At 70.7% G+C, this 24859-nt stretch carries 19 protein-coding genes; 5 read left to right on the top strand and 14 right to left on the bottom strand.

Annotated features, from left to right (window positions below; translation table 11 throughout):
• Positions 1-311: 311 nt before the first annotated feature.
• Together NR792_RS16110 and NR792_RS16105 are read left to right on the top strand one after the other, a co-directional pair.
• Positions 312-3662, top strand: a complete 3351-nt coding sequence (locus NR792_RS16110; RefSeq protein ID WP_375760912.1) for a Dauer Up-regulated — start codon at positions 312-314, stop codon at positions 3660-3662.
• Positions 3663-3905: 243 nt separating this feature from the next.
• Positions 3906-5510: a peptidoglycan-binding protein gene (locus NR792_RS16105; protein ID WP_375760911.1), complete on the top strand. Its 1605-nt coding sequence runs from the start codon at positions 3906-3908 to the stop codon at positions 5508-5510.
• Between the two features lie 61 nt (positions 5511-5571).
• On the opposite strand, the gene NR792_RS16100 is transcribed toward NR792_RS16105, so the two are convergent.
• The 9 genes from NR792_RS16100 to NR792_RS16060 all read right to left on the bottom strand — a co-directional run bounded on the left by NR792_RS16100 (position 5572) and on the right by NR792_RS16060 (position 16731).
• A complete protein-coding gene (locus NR792_RS16100; protein WP_375760910.1) occupies positions 5572-6156 on the bottom strand; it encodes a TetR/AcrR family transcriptional regulator in 585 nt (194 codons plus the stop codon).
• 63 nt (positions 6157-6219) lie between these two features.
• On the bottom strand, positions 6220-7410 hold the full coding sequence (locus NR792_RS16095; protein ID WP_375760909.1) for a toxin-antitoxin system YwqK family antitoxin: 1191 nt from the start codon (positions 7408-7410) through the stop codon (positions 6220-6222).
• Positions 7411-7502: 92 nt separating this feature from the next.
• Positions 7503-8885, bottom strand: a complete 1383-nt coding sequence (locus NR792_RS16090; protein WP_375760908.1) for a hypothetical protein — start codon at positions 8883-8885, stop codon at positions 7503-7505.
• 132 nt (positions 8886-9017) lie between these two features.
• Positions 9018-10247, bottom strand: coding sequence for a S8 family serine peptidase (locus NR792_RS16085; RefSeq protein WP_375760907.1), 1230 nt, complete (start codon positions 10245-10247; stop codon positions 9018-9020).
• A 163-nt stretch (positions 10248-10410) separates the two neighbouring features.
• The gene (locus NR792_RS16080) at positions 10411-12564 is read right to left on the bottom strand and encodes a M13 family metallopeptidase (RefSeq protein ID WP_375760906.1); all 2154 of its coding nucleotides are present in this window, start codon (positions 12562-12564) and stop codon (positions 10411-10413) included.
• Positions 12565-12689: 125 nt separating this feature from the next.
• Positions 12690-13433, bottom strand: a complete 744-nt coding sequence (locus tag NR792_RS16075) for a hypothetical protein (RefSeq protein WP_375760905.1) — start codon at positions 13431-13433, stop codon at positions 12690-12692.
• Between the two features lie 117 nt (positions 13434-13550).
• Complete coding sequence (locus NR792_RS16070; RefSeq protein ID WP_375760904.1) at positions 13551-14045, bottom strand: DUF2243 domain-containing protein; 495 nt, start codon at positions 14043-14045, stop codon at positions 13551-13553.
• On the bottom strand, positions 14042-14242 hold the full coding sequence (locus NR792_RS16065) for a hypothetical protein (RefSeq protein WP_375760903.1): 201 nt from the start codon (positions 14240-14242) through the stop codon (positions 14042-14044). The genes NR792_RS16070 and NR792_RS16065 overlap by 4 nt, the downstream gene beginning before the upstream one ends.
• Positions 14243-14265: 23 nt before the next feature.
• Positions 14266-16731, bottom strand: coding sequence for a PQQ-dependent sugar dehydrogenase (locus NR792_RS16060; RefSeq protein WP_375760902.1), 2466 nt, complete (start codon positions 16729-16731; stop codon positions 14266-14268).
• 172 nt (positions 16732-16903) lie between these two features.
• Here NR792_RS16060 and NR792_RS16055 point away from each other — a divergent pair, with 172 nt between their 5' ends.
• The 3 genes from NR792_RS16055 to NR792_RS16045 all read left to right on the top strand — a co-directional run bounded on the left by NR792_RS16055 (position 16904) and on the right by NR792_RS16045 (position 20778).
• On the top strand, positions 16904-17482 hold the full coding sequence (locus tag NR792_RS16055; RefSeq protein WP_375760901.1) for a GNAT family N-acetyltransferase: 579 nt from the start codon (positions 16904-16906) through the stop codon (positions 17480-17482).
• A gap of 71 nt (positions 17483-17553) precedes the next feature.
• Positions 17554-19080 (top strand): CocE/NonD family hydrolase, encoded by a 1527-nt coding sequence (locus tag NR792_RS16050; protein WP_375761633.1) that lies wholly within the window; start codon positions 17554-17556, stop codon positions 19078-19080.
• A gap of 90 nt (positions 19081-19170) precedes the next feature.
• Complete coding sequence (locus tag NR792_RS16045) at positions 19171-20778, top strand: hypothetical protein (RefSeq protein ID WP_375760900.1); 1608 nt, start codon at positions 19171-19173, stop codon at positions 20776-20778.
• Between the two features lie 24 nt (positions 20779-20802).
• Here NR792_RS16045 and NR792_RS16040 read toward each other — a convergent pair whose 3' ends face one another.
• From NR792_RS16040 to NR792_RS16020, 5 genes are read right to left on the bottom strand one after another with little or no spacing between them, the layout of a single operon-like run.
• Positions 20803-21234 (bottom strand): excinuclease ATPase subunit, encoded by a 432-nt coding sequence (locus NR792_RS16040; protein WP_375760899.1) that lies wholly within the window; start codon positions 21232-21234, stop codon positions 20803-20805.
• 17 nt (positions 21235-21251) lie between these two features.
• The gene (locus NR792_RS16035) at positions 21252-22490 is read right to left on the bottom strand and encodes a beta-ketoacyl-ACP synthase (RefSeq protein ID WP_375760898.1); all 1239 of its coding nucleotides are present in this window, start codon (positions 22488-22490) and stop codon (positions 21252-21254) included.
• Positions 22487-23218, bottom strand: coding sequence for a 3-oxoacyl-ACP reductase FabG (gene fabG, locus NR792_RS16030; protein ID WP_375760897.1), 732 nt, complete (start codon positions 23216-23218; stop codon positions 22487-22489). Before fabG ends, NR792_RS16035 begins: the two co-directional genes overlap by 4 nt.
• Positions 23211-23678, bottom strand: a complete 468-nt coding sequence (locus NR792_RS16025) for a 3-hydroxylacyl-ACP dehydratase (protein ID WP_375760896.1) — start codon at positions 23676-23678, stop codon at positions 23211-23213. The genes fabG and NR792_RS16025 overlap by 8 nt, the downstream gene beginning before the upstream one ends.
• Positions 23675-24853: a beta-ketoacyl-ACP synthase gene (locus NR792_RS16020; protein ID WP_375760895.1), complete on the bottom strand. Its 1179-nt coding sequence runs from the start codon at positions 24851-24853 to the stop codon at positions 23675-23677. Before NR792_RS16020 ends, NR792_RS16025 begins: the two co-directional genes overlap by 4 nt.
• Positions 24854-24859: the final 6 nt, after the last annotated feature.

Below are 24859 nucleotides of genomic sequence, written 5' to 3'. Positions count from 1 at the left end.
TCATCGCCGTCCGGACCGTGGCGGGTGGGGCCCGTGGATGCTCCGCTCCGAAGCGCGGGCCTGAATCACTTCAGGGGGCGTGACGCGGCCGGACAGCGCGCGGGGGCCTGCCGCCAGCCATCCATTGCGTCCGTTATGCCTTCCCGCGTCATGCGGGGCAAAGCGATCCATGTAACCCGTCGAGCGGCACTGGCGTATGGCCTTCATCGCCCGGGGATTCACGAGATCGCGGAGAGTCAGGCAACATTCGCCGCGAAATGTAGAGAATCCCGGGGACTTTCTCGGTTCTTGAAAAGGTAGGAGCTTCGCCCATGTCCACCCCCATTGATGGTTCCGCCGCCGCCGCTGCCCGTGCCGCCGCCGAGGCCGCCGCCCGCGCCGCCGCGGAAGCCGCCGCTCGCGCCGCGGCAGCGAAGGCCGCCGCCGAGGCCGCCGCGAAGGCCGCCGCCGAGCAGGCCGCGAAGCAGCAGCAGCAGACGCAGACGAAGCAGCCCACGGTGAAGCTCTTCCAGAACGACGAGTTCTCCGCGGGCGGCCCCCAGAACCGCAACGGGGTGAACCGGCTGACGGGTGAGACGACCTCGCCGTTCGCCGCGCCGCTCGGCGCCAGCGGCAACCCGCGCCCGGTCAACGCCCCGGCGGGACAGAACGTCGCGGGCCCGGCGGCCGACCCGAAGCCGCCCCACGCGGAGGCCCTGCCCGACAAGGCGGAGGACCTGCCCAAGCTCTTCCCGGAGCTGAAGGACAAGAAGAAGGAGGACCTGCAGAAGGCCTACGACTCGCTCAACAAGCTGGGCACCGGCTCCTTCTCTGAGAAGGCCATCGCCCTGGGCGAGCTGGCCTCGCAGTTCCCGGAGACGGTCCCCAACGCGCTGGAGCGCCTGGGCGTCAAGGACGACAAGCTGGCGAAGCTGGCCACCAACGCGGACGCGCTCACCTCGCTGGGCAAGCTGACGGACCCCAAGGCGAGCACGGTCGACAAGGCGCAGGCCGCCCTCACCCTGGCGAAGGCCACCGGCGACACCTTCGCCCCGGAGGACCTGAAGGGCGTGCTGGACACCGCGCTCAAGGGCCTGCCCGCCGCGGAGAAGCTGGTGGGCGCCATCGGCAAGTGGACGGACCCCAACGCCTCCGCCACCGACAAGGCCACCGCCACGCTGGAGCTGGGCAAGGCGCTCAAGGACTTCGCCGGGGACAAGTTCCCGGCGCTCTCCAATGACCTGCGCAAGCTGGACGGGTCGCTGCGCGCCGCGGGCGCCGCCATCACCCTGGCGGACCCCAACGCCTCCACGCAGGACAAGGCGCTGGCCGCCGCGCAGTTGCTGGCGGAGGTGCCCGACCTCAAGAAGGACCTCAAAGCCTTCACGGACGTCCTCAAGAACGCGGGCGTGAAGAACGCGGCGGACGTGGCCCAGCAGGGCACGCAGCTGGCCAACGTGAAGGTGAAGGGGCTGGATCCGCAGCTCGCCTCCAAGCTCACGCCGGATCAGCTGAAGAAGCTGGAAGCCGCCGCCACCAAGCTGGGCGGTCCGGAGTCGCTGGAGGGCGCGCTCAAGGGCATCACCGACCCCAAGGCCCTGGACAACCTGGTGGGCGAGCTGGGCAAGGCGGACGCCGCGGCCGGCAAGCGGCTGGTGAGCGCGCTGGGCGGCATGGAGCACAAGGCCCTCAACGAGGTCCTGTCCGATCCGAAGACGACGGAGCAGTTCGCGAAGCTCGCGGGCAAGCTGGACGACGAAGCGGGCCAGGTGCTGTCCAAGCTCGTCACGGACATGGACCCGGCCGCGGTCAAGGCGCTGCTCAAGTTCACGGACGGCATCGGCGCGGACGCGCTCAACACCACCGTGAAGGGCCTGGGGCCGCTCCTGGACAAGGCGGGCAGCAAGCTCGTGGGCCAGGGCCTCAAGGTGATGGACAAGGTGCTGGGCAAGATTGGCGTGGAAGTCACCGCCGACGTGGCCGGCAAGGTCTTCAAGAACCTGGCGAAGGTCGTCCCGGTGGCGGGCGCCATCCCCAACGCCATCGACGCGGTGAAGTACGAGAAGGAATCCCTGGAGCTGCACGGCAAGAACAACGACCTGGGCTACTTCGCGCACACCGCCGCGGTGCTGAACACCGCGGACGGGGCCCTGGGCATCGCCCTGGACCTCACCGGCGTGGGCGTGGCCGCGGACGTGGGCGCCAGCGTGGTGCTGGGCGCCGCCGAGCTGGCCATGGACATCGGCTTCAGCCAGGAGAAGGCCAAGTACGAGGCCGACCCCGAGGGCTACAAGGCCCCGGACTGGATGAAGGCCGTGAACCTGGCGGGTGCCGCCGCCCAGGGCCCCGCGGGCCTGGCGCACATGGCCGCGTACTACGGGCCGGAAGGCACCGCGCAGCTCATCCAGTGGGGCGTGGAGAAGGCCGCCAAGGGCGCGGTGAAGGCCGCCGAGTTCGTTGGCGTGTCCCAGGCGGAGCTGGCCGGCGAGGGCCTCAAGGGCGCCGCGAAGGTCATCCACAAGCTGGCGGACGTGGTGCGCAACCCGTCCAAGTACGGCGAGGCCGCGGCGAAGGCGGCGACGGAGGCCTTCAACACCGCCATCGAGAAGGGCGGCGAGCTGGCGAAGGAGGCCAAGCAGGTCCTCGACGGCGTCATCGACGGCGCGAAGAAGCTGGGTGAGAAGGGCCTGGAGACGCTCAAGTACATCGCCCAGAACCCGGGCGAGGCCGCGAAGAAGGCGCTCGACGGCATCAAGAGCGTCGTGAACTCCGGCCTGGACCTGGCCACGGACGCCGGCAAGGCGCTCTACAAGCAGGCCGTCTCCACGCTCAACGACCTGAAGGCCGGCTACGACAAGCTCACCGGCGCCGCGAAGGAGAAGGCGAAGGAGCTCATCGACGGGGCGTCGAAGCTCGTCTCCAGCACGGTGAACAAGGCGAAGGAGCTGGGCGAGAAGGGCCTGGAGCTGTTGGCCTGGACGGCCCAGAACCCGGGCGAGGCCGCGGCCAAGGCGAAGGAGGCCATTGGTGACGCCCTGGCCAAGGGCGGCGAGCTGGCGAAGAAGGCCTGGGAGTCCGTGAAGGACCTGGGCGCCAAGGGCGCCGAGCTGGCGGAGGGCCTGGTGAAGGGCCTGGCCAACGCGGGCGAGAAGGCCGTGGAGACGCTCAAGTACATCGCGGAGAACCCCGGCGAGGCCCTCACCAAGGCCGGCGAGTGGGTGGGCGGCGCGCTGTCGGACATGGCCCGCAAGGGCGGCGAGCTGGCCACCAAGGCGGCCGGCGCCATCAAGGACTTCGTCGACAACCGCGTGACGTGGGCCAAGGACTTCGCCAAGGACCTGCTCAAGGACGGCGTGGAGTCGTTCAAGAACGTCGCCAAGGCCTGGAAGGACAACCTCACGGAGGGCGGCAAGGAGCTGCTCGTCGCCGTGGCGGACCTGGGCGACGCGGGCGTGGACGCGCTCAAGGACCTGGCCGGCGTGGGCGGCCAGCTGGCGGAGGCCGCCGTCAACCACCTGGGCGACCTGGCCAAGAAGAACATCGAGGCCGCCAAGGACGCGCTCGGGGCCCTGGCGGACCTGCCCGGCGAGGTGGGCGAGCTCGCCGGCGACGTGGCCGGCAAGGTGAAGGACTTCTTCGACAGCATCATCCCGGACGACATCCCGGGCATCCCCTTCGCATAGCCCGCCGCGTCACAGACCTGTAGCAGCCGACGGGGTCTGTTCCTTCACGGGAACAGGCCCCGTCTGCATTTGGGGGGTCATTGTCACCCGGTCGTGACAAACCCCACAGACAAGACAAGTTTGAGCGGAAAATTACGCACTGGTTAAACTGCGAGATCTTTATTTCCAGATCTCACGCAACTCGCGGGGAGGGGTCTGGATAATCGGGGCAGGAATCACAGCCGCCACCGAGGAATCCCCCGCATGAGCCTCAACGCGACCACGTCCACGCGCACGAACTCTGTCTTCTCGAATCGTTCCCAGACGGTGACGGCGAACCCGGTTCGCAACAGCGCGAACCCCAACGCCATCCTGTCGCAGTACAAGCCCACGGGCGCTTCCGCGCGCACGGCGGCGCAGGACGGGCTGCAGCCCGGCGTGGCCGCGTCGACGAAGATGGCGCAGACGGACCTGGCGCGGCTGCAGCAGTACAAGGGCAACATCGAGGCGGCGGCGGCGAAGCACGGCCTGCCCCCGGCGCTGCTGGCGGCCATCGCGAGCCGCGAGTCGCGCGCGGGCGCGGCGCTGGACCGCACGGGTCACGGCGACGGCGGCAACGGCTTCGGCGTGATGCAGGTGGACCACCGCTACCACAAGACCCAGGGCGGCCCCACCAGCGCCCAGCACATCGACCAGGCGGCGGGCATCCTCAAGGGCTACGTCAACGACATGAAGAAGGCGCACCCGGACTGGTCCGAGGCGCAGCAGCTTCGTGGCGCGGTGGCGGCCTACAACTCCGGCCCCGGCAACGTCCGCACCCAGGCGGGCATGGACGTGGGGACCACGGGCAATGACTACTCCAACGACGTGTGGGCGCGCGCGCAGGCGCTGGCGCCGCACTTCGGCGGTGCCGCGACGAGCACCGGCACCACCCCCAACACGAACACCCCCACGCGCCCGTCGCAGACCGCCGACACCTTCGAGCCCGCGAGAACCCAGAGGCCGGGGACGAAGTGGACCGCCGCGCCCTCGATGGACCAGGTGAAGGTGCGTGGCAACAACCTGCGCGAGGGCATGCAGGGCCCGGCGGTGAAGCAGCTCCAGGAGATGCTGGGCGTCCCGGCGGACGGCAAGTTCGGCCCCATCACCAAGAAGGCCGTGGAGGACTTCCAGCGGGCGAACGGCGTGAGGGCGGGCAGCAACGCGGGCCAGGTCGGCCCCGACACGCTCAAGGCGCTGCAGGGCCGCCGCCCCGGCACCACCAACTCCACCGGCGGGACGAACTCCACGGGCGGGACGAACAACACCCAGGGCACGAACAACACCCAGGGCACGAACAACAACGGCGCGGTGCTGGGCAACGGCGTCCGCATCGACACGAACAACGCCACGCTGAAGAAGCTGGCCACGTCGCGCCTGAACAACGGCCAGACGGGCTACTGCGTGCGCACCACGCTGGACAACATGAGCCGGCTGGGCATCCCGAACACGCCGGCGGCGACGGGCAACGACCCGAACAACCCCCGCGGCGGCATGGCGCAGATGCTGCGCAACGGCTGGGAGTCCATCCCGTTCCCGGGTGCCCAGCAGAAGGCCATCAAGAGCCCCTACGGCAACGCCACCGCGAACGTCGTGACCGCGGACCAGTACCGCAAGCTCGTCGCGGACGGGAAGGTGCCGGACGGCGCCATCATCTTCCAGTCCCGCCACGGCTGGGACTACAGCGGCGGCTCCAAGGGCAACGACATGGGCATCGTGCGCAACGGCGGCAAGACGACCCACAACTACCAGGACATGAACTCCATCATCTACTCGGACTGCAAGGAGGTCGTCATCCTGGTCCCGAAGGGCGCCATCCAGCGCGACTGATGCGCGGATGAGCTGAGCCGTCCAGAGCCCGGCCCGCGGAAGTGACGCGGACCGGGCTTTCTCATGCGCGGTCGCCGGTCAGCAGCTCCGCGCCCAGCTTCTTCGCCGCGTCCAGGAACTCGTCACCCAGCTTCGTGCCGCGCACGGCGCGCGACAGCGACAGCGCGCCGTACATGAGCGCGATGGCGGCCAGCGCCTTCTCCCGGCGCCGCGCCCCCGTGGACAGCAGCTCCGCGTACGAGCGAACGAACTCCTGGAGCTCCGCCTCCAGCGCGCCCCGGTAGGGCTCCCCCGTGCGCGACACCTCCGCGGTGATGCTGGGCAAAGGACACGTGGGCGTGGCGGCGTCGCGGTGCTTGCGCGACAGGTAGCGCTCCAGCACCTTCAGCGCGGGCGCGTCCGGGGCGTCCTCCTTCGCCTTGCGCAGGAGCGCGTTCCACGCCGTCCGGGCCGTCCCCCGGAGGGTCTCCGTGAACAGGTGCTCCTTCGAGTCGAAGTGCCCGTAGAAGCCGCCCACCGTGAGCCCGGCGCCCTTCATCACGTCCATGATGGAGCTGGCCTGGATGCCCCGCTCCAGGAGCAACGTGGCGGCGGACGCGAGGATGGCGTCGTGCGACTTCTGCTTCTGCTCCGTCTTCTGCGTCATGATGGATGACGGCAGTAATATTGCCGCCATCCTCCGTCAAGGTGGCGCCCCCTCGCGCGCCTGCTACTTCTTCTTGCGCGAGCCGTCCTCGTGGAAGGCCTCGTCCTCCACGAGCCCGCCGTCGGGATTCCAGCGCTTGCGCTCGGTGACGCGGTCCTTCGTCCACTGCGAGTCCTCGATGAGGGTGCCGTTGTCCGCCCACACCTGGCGGCGGCCCTCCGCCTTGCCCTTCACGTAGTGCTCGCGGCGCTCCGTGCCGCCGTCCGGGAGGAAGCTCTCCGTCACGCCGTCGGGGTCGAAGCCGTTGTGGAAGTCCCCCTTGATCAGGTTCCGCCGCTCGCGCAGGGAGCCGTCGTCCTCGAAGAAGGACTCCACCGCGCGCTCGCCCGTCACCACGAGCTCGTGCTTGCGCTCGCCGTTCTGGAAGTACTCCACGCGCTTCACCTGCTGGCGGCCCTTCCAGGTGACGACCTGCTTCTTGCCGCCGTCGTTGAAGAACTCCGTCTCGTCACCGTCCCGCTCACCCTGGGCCCAGGTCGTGGAGCTGAGGGCCTTCCCGGCGGCGTACCGCGTGCTCACGCCGTTGAGCACGCCCGCGGAGAACGCGTTCGTCGCGATGCGCTGCCCGTCCTTGTCGAAGAGCTCCGTCACGCCTTCGCGCCGCCCGTCCTTCAGCTGGATGACGGCGCGCTTCTGGCCGTTCGGGTGGAAGAACACCAGCGGCGAGGGCCCCTTCCAGACGCAGTCCTTGAGGCCCGCCTCCCAGGAGGACCGCAGGCCGCAGCCCGCCTTGGTGAGCCGCCCGGCCTCGTCGTAGTCCGCGAAGGTGCTCTTCGCGTCCTCCGGCTGCCGGTCCACGCGCCGGGACACCTTGCCGTTGGGGTGGTAGCGCAGCGACTCGCCCTGCTCGTGGTCGTCCACGTAATGGCTGGTCTCCACCAGCCGGCCGTCCTCATAGCGCTTGAAGCCGCCGTGGCGCTTGCCGGCCTTGTACTCCTGCTCCACGGCGCGGCCGTCGGACCAGCGGCGCACCTCCCAGCCGTCCTGCTGGCCGTTCTTGAACGCGACGGTGTGCGTCTCCTTCTTCGTGTCCTCGTCCACGCAGCGCACGGTGCCGGTGAGCTTCGCGGTCGAGTTGCCGTTGTCCAGGTTGATGGGCTTGCCCTGGAACGAGCAGCGCTCGATGGCCCACGCGGGCGCGGAGAAGAGGGGCACGGACAGCACGAGCAGACGCATCACGGATGGCGCGGGCATGGAGGGCTCACGGAAGGAAAAACGGCCTCCGGGCCCACACCCGCCACGAACATGGCGAGGGGGCCCGGATGGAGGGCTGCAAGGGCAGAAGGCTATTCGAAGGTCCAGGCGAGGCGGCCCGTGCCCGGGCCGATGCGGGTGTTGCCGGCCGCGATGTCGCTGCCGCGCACCCAGCCCGTCCTGCCGTCCATGGGGTCGGTGACCAGGTACTCGCGGTTGGCGCCCTGGCCGCGGGCGTCGGACATCACCATCGCGTGGCCGCCGCCGCCGTTCCAGAGGACGGCGAAGGGCACGTCCACGCCGTCGCGCAAGAGCCGGTCCGCGCGGTCCAGCGCGCCCTGGCGGGCCTGGGGCGTGTCGGCGATGGTCTGGGTCGCGTAGGTGCGGTTGCTGTTGGGGGAGACGCCCCGGTTGAACATGTCCCGCATCGCGTCCGGGGAGACGCCCAGGCTGTCGCCCGTGCCGCCCTGGCGGGGCCGCGCGATGCCGCCGTTGTTCTCCAGCACGCGCCGCTGCTCGCGGCCGATGTCCGTGTTCGCATCCAGGCTGTGGATGGGCTCGCGGTGGAGCCGGCGCGCGTAGATGGGGTCCGCGTCCGCGTGGGTGACCTGCGCCGCGGTGGGGGCGCACGAGTCGTCGAAGCGCTGCTGGAGCGCGCGCGAGCCCGCGTTCACGTCGATGGCGGTGGACTGGTTGATGAGCGTGTCACGCGGCGTGCCCGCGATGTCCCGCGCGAAGCGCGTCACGTCGTCCATCTCCGAGGTCGTGTCCCCGAAGAAGTTGCGCACGCGGTCCAGCGCGCCGGGCGCCGCCATCTCCTGGCTCCGTGCCCCCACGGCCTTGAGGATGAGCGCGCGCTCCGTCTGCGCGTCCGCGTTGGGCACCGGCTGGCCGTCGCGCGTGCCCGCGTTGCGCAGGGCGCCCTGGAGCGCGCTGAAGTCCTCGCCCGTCATGCCCACCAGGGCGCTCGCGGCGGCCCGGGCCTGGGCCGGACCCAGGATGCCTTCCTGGCCGGCGGCGCCGGTGCCACGCGGCTCCGCCACGCCGCGCGTCAGCGTCTCCACCGTGTCCATGCTCAGCCGGGCCGGCCGCGCGGCCTGCATCGCGGACAGGTCCAGGTACGTGCGCGTGGCGCGGTCCGCGTTGGGCGTGTTGAGGACGTGCTGGTTGAGGAATTGCGTGGCGCGCTCGCGCTCGGGCGCCGGCATCGTGGAGAGGCGGGCCTGGAGGGCGGTGTTCGTCTCCGGCTGCAGCGGCTCCGCGCGCGTGTTGGCGGCGGGCGCGGCCGGCTGGGTGGCGGGGGGAGGCGCCGCGCTCGGGGTGCGGCCTCGGCGGCCAATCCCACCGGCATCCGCCTGGAACGTGTCGTTGGTGGCGTAGCCCAGCGACGGAGCAACGGGCGCGCGCCGCGCGACGGGCTGCGAATCAGGCAGGCGCGTCTGCGGAACACCAGCGGACGGAATGCGGACGGTCACGGACTTCCCCCTCTGCACAAAACAGGAACCCCCGGATTGTCTCACGGGGGCGGGGGGAAGTTGCGTCCGTGCCGGAAAAAACCTTCCGGCATGTGTGTGCTGGGGACCTACCCGGCGTGAAGGCCGGGAGGATCAGCGGGTGGCGACGGGCTGCGTCTCCGGCTTGGGCTCGACGGTGGCCTTGGCGGCGTCGATGGCGGCCTGGATGTCCAGCTTGCCGCCGGTGATGACCTTGCCCTTGAGGTCCGGGTCCTGCTCGACCGTCTTGAGGATGAGGTCGCGCACCTGCACGGCCGTCAGGTCCGGGTTCTCCGCGAACATGCGCGCGGCGGTGGCGGCCACGGTGGGGGTGGCCATGGAGGTGCCGCTCATCTCCTCCCAGTCGTTGCCGGGCACGGTGCTGAACACGTCCTCGCCCACGGCGGCCAGGTCCACCACCTTGTCGCCGTGCGACGAGAAGCGGGCCAGCTTGTCGTTGTCGCGGTCCATGGACGCCACGGTGAGGACGTTGGGCAGGTCCACGTTGGCGGGCATGTCCGGCACGTTGTTCATGTTGCTGCCGTTGCCGTTGGCCGTGGCCGCCAGCAGCAGGATGTCCGCGTCCGCCAGCTTCTGGATGGCGGCCTCCCAGCGCTTCTGGGACGCGGCGTCGCGGTAGGAGTCGCCGAAGCTCGCGTTCGCGGCGCGGATGTTCACGCCGTGCTCGGTCTTCATCTTCACCAGGTAGTCCACCGAGCGCTCGAAGTTGGTGAGCAGGTCCGCGCCGTCGTACAGGCCGCCCACGCTCAGAATCTTCGCCTTGCCCGCGGCGATGCCGGTGTTGCCCTCGCCGTTGTCCTCGGCGGCGATGATGCCCGCCACGTGCGTGCCGTGGTCCGTGCCCTCGCCCTTGAACGGGTCGCCCTTGCCGGTGCCCACGTTGAAGCCGTGGATGTCGTCCGCGATGCCGTTGTTGTCGTTGTCGATGCCGTCCCCGTCCACCTCACCGGGGTTGGTCCACATCGCGTCGTCCAGGTCGGTGTGCTTGAAGTCCACGCCACCGTCGATGACCGCGATGACCGGCTCGCCCGTGAGCTTGGGCTTCGGCTGCGACGGGTCCACCTGCTTCGCGTCGACGACCTTGTTCGCGCCCGGCTTCACCGCGACGTTGCCGCCGCCGAAGGCGAAGGCCGACGCCGGCACGCTGGCGCCCGGGGGCGTGGGACGGCCCGTCGGACGGTCCACGAAGTTGGAGGGCCGCGCACCCTGGGAGTCGAAGCCGTCACGCACCGTCAGGGGCTTCGCCTTGGGCGCCTGGGCGCGAGAGGTGTCCGTGCGAGCGGCGGGGGCGATGGAGGCGGGCGACTTGCGGTTGATTTCCATGGTGTTCCTCCGTGGGGGGATGCGGAGCGACCTACCGACTCCCACATTGTCGCATCGCGCTATTTTAAGTTTCGCCTCCATTGTTTTTTGAGGAGGACGCGCGGCCCCACGCCCCGTGCACCGGACGCACGGCCTTCGTGCGCCCGGTGCGGGGGGGAAGCGACTACCAGACCTTCACGCGCTGCTCGGGCGTGAGGTAGAGGCCCTGGCCGGGCTTCACGCCGAACGCCGGGTACCACGCATCCAGGTTGCGCACCGTGGCCGCGCGGAACATGCCCGGCGAGTGCCCGTCCGTCACGAGCAGCCGGCGCAGCAGCGGCTCGCGGAACTTGTTGCGCCACACCTGGGCGAAGCCCATGAAGAAGCGCTGCTCGCCGGTGAAGCCGTCCAGCGTGGGCGCCGGCTTGCCCTCCAGGGACATCACGTAGGCGTCATGGGCAATGGAGACGCCGGCCACGTCGGCGATGTTCTCGCCCAGCGTCAGCTCGCCGTTCACGTTCATGTCGGGCAGGGGCTTGTAGGCGTTGTACTGCGCGGCCAGCGCCTTGCCCGCGGCCTGGAACTGCTCCAGGTCCTTGGCCGTCCACCAGTTGGCCAGCTTGCCCTTCGCGTCGAACTGCGCGCCCACGTCGTCGAAGCTGTGGATGATTTCGTGGCCGATGACGGAGCCGATGCCGCCGTAGTTCACGGCCGGGTCGGCGTTCGGGTCGAAGAAGGGCGGCTGGAGGATGGCGGCCGGGAAGATGATGGAGTTCTGCTGCGGCGAGTTGAGCGCGTTGACCTCCTGGGGCGTCATGAACCACTCCTTGCGGTCCACGGGCTTGCCCAGCTTGGCCAGATTGCGCTGGTGCTCGAAGAGGTTCGCGCGCATCGCGTTGCCGAAGGCGTCCCCCTTGACGATCTCCAGGCCGGAGTAGTCACGCCAGGTGTCCGGGTGGCCGATGCCCACCTGCACCGTGCCCAGCTTCTCCTTGGCGCGGGCCTTGGTCTCCGGAGACATCCACGCGAGCGCGTCGATGTGGCGGCCCAGGGCGGCCAGGATGTTGCGCACCATCACGTCCGCCTCGGCCTTGGCGGCGGGCGGGAAGTGCTTCTCCACGTAGCGCTTGCCCAGGGCCTCGCCCATGGCGGCGTTGGTGAAGTCCACGCCGCGCTTCCAGCGCTCGCGCAGCTGCTGCGCGCCGGACATGGTGCGGCCGGCGAAGTCGAAGCCCGCGTCCACGAAGGGCTTGGACAGGTACTGCGTGCCGCGCATGATGGCGTGGAACGCCAGGTAGTCCTTCCACGTCTGGAGGGGCTCGCTGCCCACCAGCTTCGCGATGCCGGTGATGGCGGAGGGCTGCCAGACGATGAAGTCCTTCTGGGGCGTGAGGCCCGCGCTCGCGAAGTACGCGGCCCAGTCCATGCCGGGCGCCTTCTTCGCGAAGTCCGCCTGCTTCCAGGGGTTGTTCACCTTGGACACGTCCTGCGTGTCCTGCGCCGCCCAGTGGGTCTGGGCGATCTTCGTCTCCAGGCCGAAGATGGCGCGGGCCTTGGCCTCCGCGTCGGGGATGCCGGCGTTCTTCAGCTGGACGGCGATGTGCTGCTGGTACTTCTCCCGCACCTCTTTGAAGCGCGGCGTGTCCTTCAGGTAGAAGTCGCGGTCCGGCATGCCCAGGCCGCCCTGGAGGAGGTAGGCGGCGTAGCGGCTGGGGTCGTTCAGGTCCTCCGCCACCCACAGGCCCAGCAGGCGCTCCGTGGTGGCCTGCCCGGTGTTGAGCGGATCCACGTCGCTGCGCAGCGTGGAGCCCAGCAGTGACGCCAGGTCCTTGCGGTTGGCGACGGCGGAGATGCGGTCCAGCTCCGGCTTGAGCGGCGTGGCGCCGCGGGCCTCGATGGCGGCCTCGTCCATGAAGCTGGCGTAGTAGTCACCCAGCTTGCGCTCCTCGCTGCCGGCGGCGGCGTCCGACTTCGCGGCGGCCTCCAGCAGCTCGCGCGTCTGCCGCGAGGCGTCCTCGGCCAGCCGCGTGAACATGCCGTAGGAGGAGCGGTCCGGAGGAATCTCCGTGGTGTCCGCCCACTTGCCGTTGACGTAGCGGTAGAAGTCGTCGCCGGGGGCCACGGACGTGTCCATGCCCGGCGTGTCGACGCCGAAGCTCCCGAAGTGCGGCTTGGGAGCGGCGGGGGCCGCGGGCGCGGGGGCCGGGGTGGCGGCCTGGGCCTGCGGCGGGGACTTCTCCGCGGGCGCGGTGGAGGCGCACGCGGTGATGAGCGCGGAAGCGCAGACGCCGAGCGTCATGCGCGCGGCGCCAAACGGCGGTCTGGAACGGAACGACATGGAAGCTCCTGGATGTGCCCGAACGGGGTGGCGCACTCTGGCGCACGCGGGCGCGTCGCCAACAGCGCAAACGGCGGTTTCATCCCAGCCATTGCGTTCCAGGCGCCAATTGCTCGCGTGAGGCTTCAGAGATCCAGGCTCAGCAGCGCCATCCCGGCCACGCCGGCGGGCAGCAGCGCGCGGGGAGCGCTCCAGCCGATGAGGGCCTGGAGCTCGAAGGGCTCCAGACGCAGGGCGGCGGAAGGGCCGGCCATCAATTCATAGAGGCGGCCCACGTCACCCGGGGTGTCCTCGTCCTCCACCTCGAAGCGCAGCCGTGCCTCCGCGCCCACCCGGAAGGAGTCCGAAAGATGGACGAGGAGGAGGGAGGAGGCCTCCACGTCGTTCTCGTACCGGCCGTTGAACCCCTGACCCAGCGCGAGCTGGCCGGTCGCCGAGAGGCGGCCCCAGGTGCGGCCCGCGGCCAGGGTGAGCATGACCTCCGAGCCCCGGCCCTCCATGCCCACGGCCATGAGCCGCGCGCCCAGCGTGAGGTTGAGGGGGAGGGTGTCCTCGGAGAGGAGCTGGTAGCGCAGCGACGCGGACGGGGAGAGCCGGCCGCCTTCCAGCGTGCCGGACACCTTCGCGGCGAGCCGGGGGAGGGGTGCCCAGAGGAGGGATGCGCTCACGCTGGCCAGGGAGTCGGCGTCGGTGGTGTCCGGCTGGGTCATGGCGCCGCCGCCCGCGCTGGCGCGGAGGGAGCCCCCACTGGGGAGGATGGCGGAGTCCGCCAGGAGTCCGTCGGTGGGGCGGATGACGGAGCGGTCCGAGGCGAAGGCCGGCGGGACGGCGGTCAGCACGAGTGTCAGGAGCACGGAGCGAAGCGACATCCGGCCACTTCGCTTGCCCTGGAGTGGACCCGCCAGGGGCGTGCTCCACGCCTGTGCGGCAATGGACAGGCGCTCACCTGCTCCTGGAACCCCGGGACGATTGCGCGTCCCCGGAGCTCAAGGGCGGGCGGCGGAACCCCGGGGCGTGACGTCCCCGCGGCCCGCGCGGATCAGCGCGCCGCCCGACAGCAGCAGCGCCAGCCCGAAGAGGAGGAAGCCCACGTCCCAGGCGGTCTGCGAAGGGCCGGTGCGCACGTGGTGCACGCCGAGCAGCTGGTGGTCGATGAGCCCTTCGACGACGTTGAAGAGGCCCCAGCCGCCCAGGAGGCAGCCGGCGAAGGTGCGCGTGGACCACGGCACGTCCGTCCGCAGGCCCGCGCGCCAGAGCAGCACCAGGCCGCTGAAGGTCATGAGCCAGGTGAAGGCGTGGAAGAGGCCATCCCAGAACATGTTCACCTTGGCGTTCACCAGCGTGTCCGGCGGCAGGTGGCTGGAGAGCATGTTGTGCCATTGCAGGAGCTGGTGCAGGAGGATGCCGTCGACGAACCCTCCCAGCCCCACGCCCAGCATCACGCCCGCGCAGAGCAGCGGCCCCCGGTGCATCCGGCTCATCGCTCACGCCCCAGGAAGTGCAGCGGCGCCACGACGCACAGGACGACGCCGAAGGGCAGCAGGGTGATGGCCAGCCGGCCCCAGAAGTGTTCGTTGAAGATGCCGGCCTCCACCGCCGGACGGCAGGTCTCGCAGGCGAACGCCGCGCCGCTCGTGAACAGCGCGGCGGGGAAGGTGAGGGCGTTGATCCATCGCATGCGCGCAGTGTCGTCCCCACGGCTCAGCGATACCAGCGGAGCCCGGCCACGGCATCTCCCCCGTGTTCGTAATACTCCATGACCACGGTGTGCTCGTCGGCGGTCATCCAGCGGCCCACGAAGTAGTTCGTGGCCGACTGGTCCTTCCACCCGTCGATGATGCGCGAGCCGTCCACGAACACGCGGATGCCGTCATCCGCCTGGGCGAGGAAGTAGAACAGGCCCGACACGAAGTAGAACCGTCCCGTCCAGCGCACGGAGAAGTCGTCAGGGCCCACCTCCGGCACGGGGCTGCCCGTGGCCCAGAAGTTCTCGAGCGGCGCCCCTTCGCAGCGCACCAGCGCCGGGGTGCCCTCCAGGTCCCGGTTGCCGAAGTACTCCGCCCGGTACTGTCCGAGCGGGCACTCCAGGGGCGCGACGGCCTCGAAGATGGCCGTGTAGCTCGCGTCGCTCGCACCGGCCTGGATGACGTGCTCCGCGGCCCCGCCGTCCGACCACTCGCGGAACTCGAAGACGCCTTGCGGCGACGGCGCGCCCAGGGTGTGCGAGGAGCCGACGATGACCGAGCGGACCCGGGGCGCCGGTCCGCTCGTGCCGTCGAACACCAGCTCCAGCCCCGGCGGTGACGTCTCCAGCGTCACCTGCACGAGCTGCGGGTCCAGGGTGATCTGCCGGCTGCTCGTCACCCCCGTCGCGCTCGTCGCGGTCAGCTTCAGGTCGAAGTGCACCTCGTCCCCATGGTCCGGGACGGTGAAGGTGCCGGTGGCGCCCGTGCTCGTGGAGTACGGATGGGTGTGGCAGGTTCCCGCCGTGCAGTGGCGCAGGGTGATGGTCCACCTCAGCCGGTTGTCGGGAATGGGGCCCCCGGTGGCGTCGACCGCCGAGCCCGAGTAGGTCACCACGTCGCCGACCTTGAAGCGGTACGTCTGCGAGGGCGAGAGGATGGTCACGACCGGCAGCGCGTTGCCCACGGTGACGCTCACGGCGGCGGAGTGGCTGCCGCCGCGTCCATCGCTGACGGTCAGCCGCGCCACGTAGAAGCCGGTCATGGCGTACGTGTGCTCCGGGGCGGGCAGCGTCGACACGGGGGAGCCGTCCCCGAAGTCCCAGCGGTACTGGAGCGCGTCACCCTCCGGGTCGCTGGAGCCCGCGCTGGAGAAGCGCACGAGCAGGGGCGGCTCACCCCGGCGCGGCGTCGCGGAGGCCACCGCCACGGGCGGCGTGTTGCCCGCCGTGTAGCGGATGCGGCGCAGCTCGCCCGCGAGGATGTCCACGAAGAAGGGGTTGGAGTCCGGCCCGAGGCCCAGCTCGACCAGCCCGCCCACCCCGGTCGCGAACAGCGTCACGCTGTCGGGCACGAGCTGATCATTCGCATCCACCCGGAGGGTGCGGATCCACTGCTGGGTGTAGTCGCCGAAGAAGTAGGCGCCCTGCCACGCCTCCGGGAACGCGGTGCCCGTGTAGAAGAAGCCGCCCGTGGCCGTCTGGCCGACGCCGTGGTTCCAGGAGTACAGCGGCGCCTTCACCGCGCCGGGCCCGCGGGCGTAGAGGGCCTGGCAGGCCGGCTTGGGTTCGTAGCCGTGCTGGCGGAAGGGGCCCTCGTAGCAGGGCCAGCCCAGGTTCGCCCCCGGCGGCGCGACGTTGAGCTCCTCGTAGGTGTTCCAGCCGACGTCGCCCAGGTAGGGCGTGGAGGTGCCCGGGCGCAGGCTGAAGCGATAGGGATTGCGCAGCCCCAGCGCCCACACCTTGGAGCGGTTGGCCCGGGCATCCCCGTTCCAGAACGGATTCGAGGCCACGCCCTCGCCGGAGCGGGTGATGCGCAGCACCTTGCCCGCGAGTGAGTCCAGGCTCTGCGCCCGCAGCGCGTCGTCGTCCACGGCGTCGAAGCGGGCCCCATCTCCTGACGTCACGAAGAGGCTGCCATCCGGCGCGAAGCGGAGGTTGCCCACGGAGTGCGAGGCGCTGTCGGACGGAATGCAGTCCGCTCCCGCGGGGAAGTCATTGCAGGAGTTGCCCACGGTGGTGCCGAGCAGCACGAGCTCGCTCGCGGGCGAAGCCGTGTCCCCCAGGGCGGTGTAGCGCGCCAGCCGCGACGTCTTGGGGCCGGAGTCATCCGTGCCATCGTCGTCGTAGGTGTAGAGCAGGTAGATGAAGCCGTTGGTGGCGAAGGCCGGATCCACCGCGAGCCCCATCAGCCCCCGGTCATGGTGCGAGTTCACCCGCCCCCGGAGGTCGATGAAGGGCACGGGCTGGAGCAGGCCGTCCTTGAAGAGCCGGACCGCTCCATCCTTCTCCGCGATGAGGATGCGTCCATCGGGAAGGCTCGCGAACGTCGTCGGGTACTGGAGGCCCGCGACCACGAGCTCGGAGGAGAAGCCTTCTGGCAGGGCGAGCGGGGCCAGGGGCTGGGCCCCGGCCCGTGGGCCCCCTCCCAGACACAGCGCCAGCAGGACAGCGAGGCAAGGGGGACAACGTCGCAGTGACAGCATGAAAGCGTCCCTCCAGGGCGGGAGTGTCCGGGATGCGGGAAGCTGGCAATGCGCGTCCGCTCGGCCATCCAGCCCCCGGGGATCGGCTACGGTCAGGGATTGAGCCATTCATGGGGGACGCATGACTCCGACCGCACTCCGCCCTGCATACACAGTCCAGACCGGACACTCCGTGCTCCGCTGCTGGTCACCCTCCGAGGCCGGGCTGGCGCTCCGTGCCATCGAAGCCAACCTGGAGCACCTGCGTCCCTGGATGGAGTGGGCGAAGCGCTATCCCATGACCGTGGCGCAGCAGGCGGGACAGCTGCGCCGGATGCGCGGGCTGTTCGACCTGGGACAGGACTTCGCCTACGGCGTGTTCAATCGCGACGGCTCGGAGGTCATTGGCGGCACGGGGCTGCATCCCCGGGTGGGGGAGGGCGCGCTGGAGATCGGCTACTGGATTTCCGCCAGCCACACGGGCCGGGGGCTCGCGACCGAGGTCGCCGGCGCGCTCACCCGCGTCGCCTTCGAGGTGGAGGGCGTGCGCCGGGTGGAGATCCACTGCGACCCACGCAACGTGCGCAGCGCGGCGGTCGCCCGGAGGCTGGGGTTCGTCCACGAGGGCACGCTGCGGCAGCGGCTCATCGCACCCGACGGCGTGCTCCGGGACACGATGATCTGGACCCTGCTCGCTGACGAATACCCGACAAGCCATGCCGCCGCGTGCCCCATTGAGGCCTTCGACGTGCTGGGACAGAAGCTGCTTTGAAATAACCAGGTATCCGCCCCCGAGGTGTCTCGATGACGTTGAAACCCCCTGCGTGGTGCACGCGTTTGCCCGTGGTCCTGTTGTTGCTGCTGCTGCCGCTCACGAGCATGGCCCTGCCGACGACGGGCTTCCGGTTCGTGGACATCCCCATGAGCGACGGCACCGTCCTCAAGGCCAACTACATCGCGCCCACGACGCCCGGTCCCCATCCGGCCGTGGTCTTCATCTCGAGCTGGGGGCTCAACGACCTGGAGTACCTGGCCCAGGCCAACGCGCTGGCGCAGAAGGGCTACGTGGCGCTCTCCTACACGCCGCGCGGCTTCTGGGCGTCCGGCGGTGGCATTGATACGGCCGGGCCGGCGGACATCGCGGACACCTCGCGCGTCATGGATTGGATGCTCGCCAACACGACCGCGAATCCCTCTCGCATCGGGCTGGCGGGGGTTTCGTATGGCGCGGGCATCGCGCTCATCGCCTCCGGCTTCGACCCGCGCGTGAAGGCGGTGGCGGCGCTCTCCGGCTGGTCGGACCTGGTGGCGTCGCTGTTCGGTGGAGAGACGCGGCGTCCGCAGGCGGTGGCGCTGCTCGACCTCGCCGCGACGCTGCTGGGCCGGCCCAGCCCGGAGCTGCGCACGACCATCGACAACTACTTCGCCAACCAGGACATCGAGTCCATCAAGGCCTGGGGCCGCGTGCGCTCGGCGGCGACCTACGTCAACCGGATCAACGTCAACAGGCCCGCCATCCTGATGGCCAATGCCTACGGCGACAGCCTCTTCCCGCCCAACCAGCTGGTGTCGTTCCACGGCCAGCTCACGGGCCCCAAGCGGCTGGAGTTCGCCCCGGGCGACCACGCCGTCGTGGAGGCCACCGGCCTGCTGGGCCTGCCCAATGGCGTCTGGACCAGCGTGACGCGCTGGATGGACCAGTACGTCGCGGGCGTGGACACCGGCATCTCCCGCGAGGCGCCCGTCGTGCTGCGCACCTACGACGGCGACGTGGAGGGGTATGCGTCGTGGGCCCAGGTCTCCCGGAGCTCGCAGCGCTACGGCCTGGGCGCCATCCGCCTGCTGGATGGCACCGGCACCCTGGGCGGCACGGCCGCTTCGACGGGCTCGCGAGTCCTCTGGTCCGGCTTCGACACCTCCGCCGACGCGGGCGTGGCGCTCCTGACCAACGGGCTCCAGGCGCTCACGGGCATCCCGCCCATCGTCTGGCTGCCGGGCGTGAACCGGCTCAACGCGGGCGTCTGGACGTCGTCCACCACCCTGAGCGGCCTCTCCATCCGCGGCTCGGCGACCCTGCGTGTGCGCATCACGCCGTCCACCGCGTCGGGCACGGTCGTCGCGTACCTGTACGACCTCCTCGGTGACTACGGCGGGCTCATCACCCACGTGCCCCTCACCTGGAAGGGCGCCACGCCGGGCGTGCCGCTCGACCTGGACCTGGTGTTCCCCGCCACCGCGTACGACGTCCCCGTGCTGCACCGGCTGGCGCTCGTCGTGGACACGGAGGACCCGCTCTACCTGGACGCGAACAGCACGGGCGCGACGGTGTCGCTCGGCGGGCCGTCCTGGCTGGACCTGCCGCTGCGCTGACGTCCACCGGAGCAGGGACGGGGGGCGCGCGCGACAGGCGTCCTCCGTCGTTCCAGGGGTCTGCCCGGTGTGTTAACGCTCCGGGCGCCCATGGGAACCGCCGTCTCGGAACGCACCCGCGTCGCCCTGCTCGTCCTCGTTGGCGGCGTGCTGGCCGTGCTGCTGTCGCACCACCCCGCCCTCCTGTCCGGGCTGCGCCTGGTGCAGGGTGACGAGGGCGACGTGCGCTTCAACCACTACATCCTGGAGCACGGCTGGCGCTTCGTGTCCGGCGACCCGGCGCACGCGCGCTTCTGGGATCCGCCGATGTTCCACCCCGAGCCCAACGTCGCCGCGTACTCCGACGTGCTCCTGGGCGTGGCGCCGTTCTACTGGGTGTGGCGCGTGCTGGGGCTGGGCGCGGACCTGTCATGGCAGGCGTGGGCGCTCACCATGGCCGCGCTCAACTACGCCGCCGCGGTGTGGCTGCTGAAGCGCGGGTTCGGCCTGCGCGCCTTCCCGGCGGTGGTGGGCGCGGTGCTCTTCACGGCCGGCGCGCCGCGCATCAACCAGCTCAACCACCCGCAGCTGGAAGGGCAGTTCTTCGCGCTCCTCGCCGTGGGCGCGGTGGTCGCGCTGACGCGGCCGGAGACGGACCGGCGGCGAGGGGTGGCCTGGGCCGCGCTGCTGGTGGGCGCGTTCGTGGCCCAGCTCTACGCGGGCTTCTACTGGGGCTGGTTCCTCTTCTTCTTCCTGCTGCTGGCGTTCATCGCCGGGCTCGCCTTCAAGGACACGCGCGGCCCGCTGCTGGCGGCGCTGCGCCGCCACCTCCCGGCGCTCGTGGGCTTTGGCGTCGTGGGGCTGGCGCTGCTCGCGCCCCTCGTCCTGCACTCGCGCCAGGCCATTGGCACGGTGGGGCTGCGCACCTTCGGCGAAGTCTCCCCCATGGTGCCGCGCATCTGGAGCTGGTTCTTCGTGGGCCAGGACAGCTGGCTGTACGGCTGGACGAACGGCTTCTCCAAGTTCCAGCGCATGCCCGTGGCGTGGGAGCACCGGCTGGGCTTCGGCTTCGTCACGCCGGTGCTCGCGGGCATCGGCCTGTGGCAGGCGCGCTCACGCCCCGCCGTGCGGCTGCTGCTCGTGGTGGCGGTGGCCACCGTGCTGCTGGCCTCGCGCTACACCGGCGGCTTCACGCCCTGGTGGCTCATCTTCCACGGCGTGCCCGGCGCGGCGGCCATCCGCGCGCTGGCCCGCATCGGCATGTGGCTGCTGATTCCCGCGGGCGTGGGGCTGGCCCTGTACCTCCAGCGGCAGTGGGACTCCGGCCGCGCGGCGCTGGCGGTGGGGCTGGGCGCGCTGTGCCTGCTGGAGCAGGGCCTCACCGGCCCCGTCTATGACCGGCACGAGTCCCGCGCGGACGTGGAGGCGGTGGCCGCGCGCATCCAGCCCGGCTGCGCGACCTTCTTCTACGCGCCGACGTCCGGCGAGGCGCAGGAGTGGAAGTACAACCTGGACGGGGTGTGGGCGTCCGTCGAGCACGGCGTGCCCACGGTGAACGGCTACTCGGGCAACTACCCGCAGGGGTGGAAGCTCCAGGACAACCGCCGCTTCAACCCGGAGGCCGCCGCGCGCATCGACCGCGACCTGGAGGCCTGGATGCGCTCGCGGAACCTGGCGCCCGCGAGCGTCTGCCGCATCGAGGTACCGGCGCGGCGGTAGCCGCCGCCGCGCCAGGGCAGGGGGTTACTTCGCGATGGTGGCGTAGTCGCCCTTGAGCGCGACGCCGGTGACGAAGCTGCCGGCGTGGCACTCGATCTCGGTGGCGCTCTTGGACTCCACCTTCTTGTAGTAGCTGACGATGTTGACCACCGCGTTGGCGCCGTTCTTCTTCGCGCCCTCCTGCAGGGCGATGAGCGCGGAGAGGGCGGCCCACTTGCAGGCGTAGTCATCCGACTTGCCCACGCCGTTGGTCTTCTTGTTCGTGGTGTCGCTGCCCAGCGTCTTCAGCACGTTGGGCGTCTTCGCGCCGTCCAGGTAGAACTTCACCGAGCCGTCCAGCTTCTGCTTGGCTTCCGGCAGGGCCATCACGTCCGCCAGCTTCACCTTCGTCACGGTGTCGCGCGCCAGCGCGGGAGAGGCGGCGGTCAGGGCCAGCAACAGGAGGGCTTTCTTCATCGCGAGGTCTCCAGGCGTCAAGGCCAGCGGCGGAAGATCAACGACGTGTTGATGCCGCCGAAGGCGAAGTTGTTGCTCATCACCAGGTCCGTCTGCAAAGCACGTCCCTCGCCCATGACATAGTCCAGCGGCGCGCATTTCGGATCCACGGAGTCCGCCGTCAGGTGCAGCGTCGGCGCGAACCAGTCCGAGCGCATCATCTGGATGCTCATCCACGCCTCCAGCGCGCCGCAGGCCCCCAGCGTGTGGCCCATGTAGCTCTTGAGGCTGGAGATGGCGACCTTCTCTCCGAACACCATCTTCGTCGCCGTGCTCTCCGCCACGTCGCCCGTGTCCGTCGCCGTGCCGTGCGCGTTGACGTAGGGGATGGCGGAGGCCGGCACGCCCGCGTCCTCCAGCGCCAGCCGCATCGCCTCCGCCATGGTGTCCGCGTTGGGCTGCGTGACGTGGCGGCCGTCGCTGTTGGTGCCGTAGCCCAGCAGCTCCGCGTGGATGGTGGCGCCGCGCGCCTTCGCGTGCTCCAGCTCCTCCAGCACCAGCGTGCACGCGCCCTCGCCCAGCACCAGGCCGTCGCGCTGGGCGTGGAAGGGGCGGGGGGACTGGTGCGGCGCCTCGTTGTGCTTCGTGCTGGTGGCGAAGAGGGTGTCGAACACCGCCGCGCCCGTGGCGTCCAGCTCCTCCGCGCCGCCCGCGAGCATCGCCACCTGGCGGCCCAGCTTGATGGCCTCGTAGGCGTAGCCGATGCCCTGGCTTCCGGAGGTGCACGCGCTGGACGTGGTGATGATGCGGCCGGTGATGCCGAAGAAGACGCCGATGTTCACCGCCGCCGTATGGGACATCATCCGCAGGTACGTCGTCGCGGTGATGCCCTCCGTCGTCTTGTGGGTGATCATCTTTCCGAAGTCGCCCATGTTCTCCGGCGTCCCCGCGGAGGAGCCATAGGCAATGCCCATCTTCCCCCCCTTCACCAGGGGGCTGCCCAACAGGCCCGCGTCCTGGAGCGCCAGCTCGCTGGCCCGCGTCGCCATCAGCGCCACGCGGCCCATGGTGCGCGTCGTCTTGCGCGAGTACGCGGACGGCGGCAGCTCGAACGGCAGGGCGGGCGCGCCCAGCCGCGTGTTCAGGCCTTCGTATTCCTTCCAGGGCTCCATCACCTGGACGGCGTTCTGACGCGCACGCAGCCGCGCCTCGACCGTCGTCCAGTCGTGTCCCAGGGGGCTCAGCGCACCCACTCCGGTGACCACCACGCGCTTCATCCGATCATCCCCCCGTTCACCGAAATCACCTGCCGCGTGATGTAGCCCGCGTCCTCCGCCATGAGGAAGCTCACCGCGGCGGCGACCTCCTCGGGCCTGCCCATCCGGCGGGCGGGAATGATCTTCAGCGCCTCCTCCAGGACTTCCGGAGGCACCATCTCCGTGTCGATGAGGCCCGGCGCCACGCAGTTGACGGTGATGTTGCGCTTGGCCAGCTCCACCGCCAGCGCCTTCGTCGCGCCGATGATGCCCGCCTTCGCGGCGCTGTAGTTCACCTGGCCCCGGTTGCCCATGAGCCCGGACACGGACGCCAGCGTGACGATGCGGCCCGGCTTCTTGCGGCGCACCAGCGGCATCGTGAGCGGGTTGAGCACGTTGTAGAAGGCGTCCAGGTTGGTGTGGATGACGCTGTCCCACTCGTCGGCCGTCATGGCGGGGAAGGCATTGTCGCGCGCGATGCCCGCGTTGCACACCACGCCGTAGTAGCAGCCGTGGGCCTCCACGTCGGCCAGCAGCGCGGCCTGCGTGCCCGCGCGGTCCGCCACGTCGAACTGGAGCACGCGCGCCTCGCGGCCCGCCTCGCGCACCTGCGCGGCCACGGCGTCCGCTTCTTCGCGCTTGCTCCGGCAGTGCACCACGACGTCGTAGCCGTCGCGGGCCAGGCGCAGCGCGATGGCGCGGCCGATGCCCCGGCTGGAGCCCGTCACCAGCACCGTCTTGTCACCCATCTGTGTTGCCCCTTCCCAGGTCCTGCCCCGGTTGCGGCTCGTAGACCGTCAGCGCCGCCGTGGCCACCTGCTCCGTCCCGATGCGCAGGGTGCAGTCGAACTGGCCCAGCCCGTTGTCCGCGGAGAACTGGCGGTGGACCTCCACGCGCAGGCACTCGCCCAGCTTGAAAACGGGGCGGCTGCACTCGTAGCGGCGCGTGCCCAGCAGGAAGCCCACCCGGGGCGTGCCGCCGCGCCTGCGCGCATGCCACCCGGCCCAGGCGGCCACGGCCTGCGCCATGTACTCGATGCCCACCCAGCCGCCCACGGCGCCGTCGGCGAAGAAGAGGCTGTCCTCGCGCACGGTGACCTCCGCGACGAGCGAGTCCGTGTCGCCCTCCAGGGCGCGGTCGAGCAGCCGCATGCGCCCCTCGTGGGGCACCAACTCCTCGATGGGCTCGTTGATGACGATGCGCATCATGCGCGCTCCAGCACGAGGGCGGCGTTGCTGCCCCCGAAGGCGAACGAGTTGCTCAGCACGCGCTTCACCGGGCGCCCCAGCGCCTCGCCCGGCTTCACCAGCGACAGCGCCGGCAGCGAGGCGTCCACGGCCCCGTCCCAGAAGTGCGCGGGCAGCCGCCCCTCCGGGTTGTCCACGAGCGTGAGGTACGCGAAGGCCGCCTCCAGCGCGCCCGCGGCCCCCAGCGTGTGGCCGGTGAGCGGCTTGGTGGAGCTGGCCTTCACGTCCGGCCCCAGCAGCGCGTGCACCGCGCGGCTCTCCATGGCGTCGTTCTGCACCGTCGCGGTGCCGTGCAGGTTCACGTAGTCCACCTGCTCCGGGGACACCCCGGCGCGCTTCAGGGCCTCCTGGATGGCGGCCATGGCGCCCTTGCCCCCGGGCTCCGGCGCGGAGATGTGGTGCGCGTCGGAGGACTCGCCCCAGCCGGACAGCCGCACCGGCCCCGGCTCGCGCGTCATCAGGAACAGCGCCGCGGCCTCGCCGATGTTGATGCCGTGGCGGTGGGCGCTCATCGGGTTGCAGCGCGCCTCGCTCACGGAGTCCAGCGCGCGGAAGCCCGCCACGGTGAAGCGGCACAGCGAATCCACGCCGCCCGTCAGCACCGCGTCCACGGTGCCCGCGCGCAGCATCCGCGCCGCGCTGGCCAGGGCCTTGGCGCTGGAGGAGCACGCGGTGGAGATGACATAGGCCGGGCCGCCCACGCCCAGCACCTGCGTGAGCGCCAGCGCCGGGGAGCCCAGCTCCTGCTGCTGCAGGTGGAAGCGCGAGGGCAGCTCACCCGTGGCCAGGTGGCCGGCGATGGCGGTCTCGCTCTCACCGATGCCGGAGGTGCTGGTGCCCAGCACCACCGCCACGCGCGCGGGGCCAAACCGGGCGAGGGCGGCGTCCACGGCGGGGCGCACCTGCTCCAGCGCGGTGAGCAAGAGCGCGTTGTTGCGGCTGTGCTGCGAAGGGGGCAGGGCGTCCTGGGCCGCGAGCGGAGAGGTGACGACGCCCAGGTGCAGCGGGCGGTCCGCGTACCCCTCATGTGAAGCGACGCCGGAGACGGTGTCCGCGAACAGGGCCCGGGCCACCTCCTGCTTCCCGGAGCCCAACGCGCAGACGAGGCCCAGCTGATGGAGGAAGACAGGAGGCATGGGGTG

The organism is Corallococcus exercitus, from assembly GCF_042231735.1.
GTDB lineage: Bacteria > Myxococcota > Myxococcia > Myxococcales > Myxococcaceae > Corallococcus > Corallococcus exercitus_B.
This window is presented reverse-complemented; position numbering and strand designations above follow the sequence as displayed.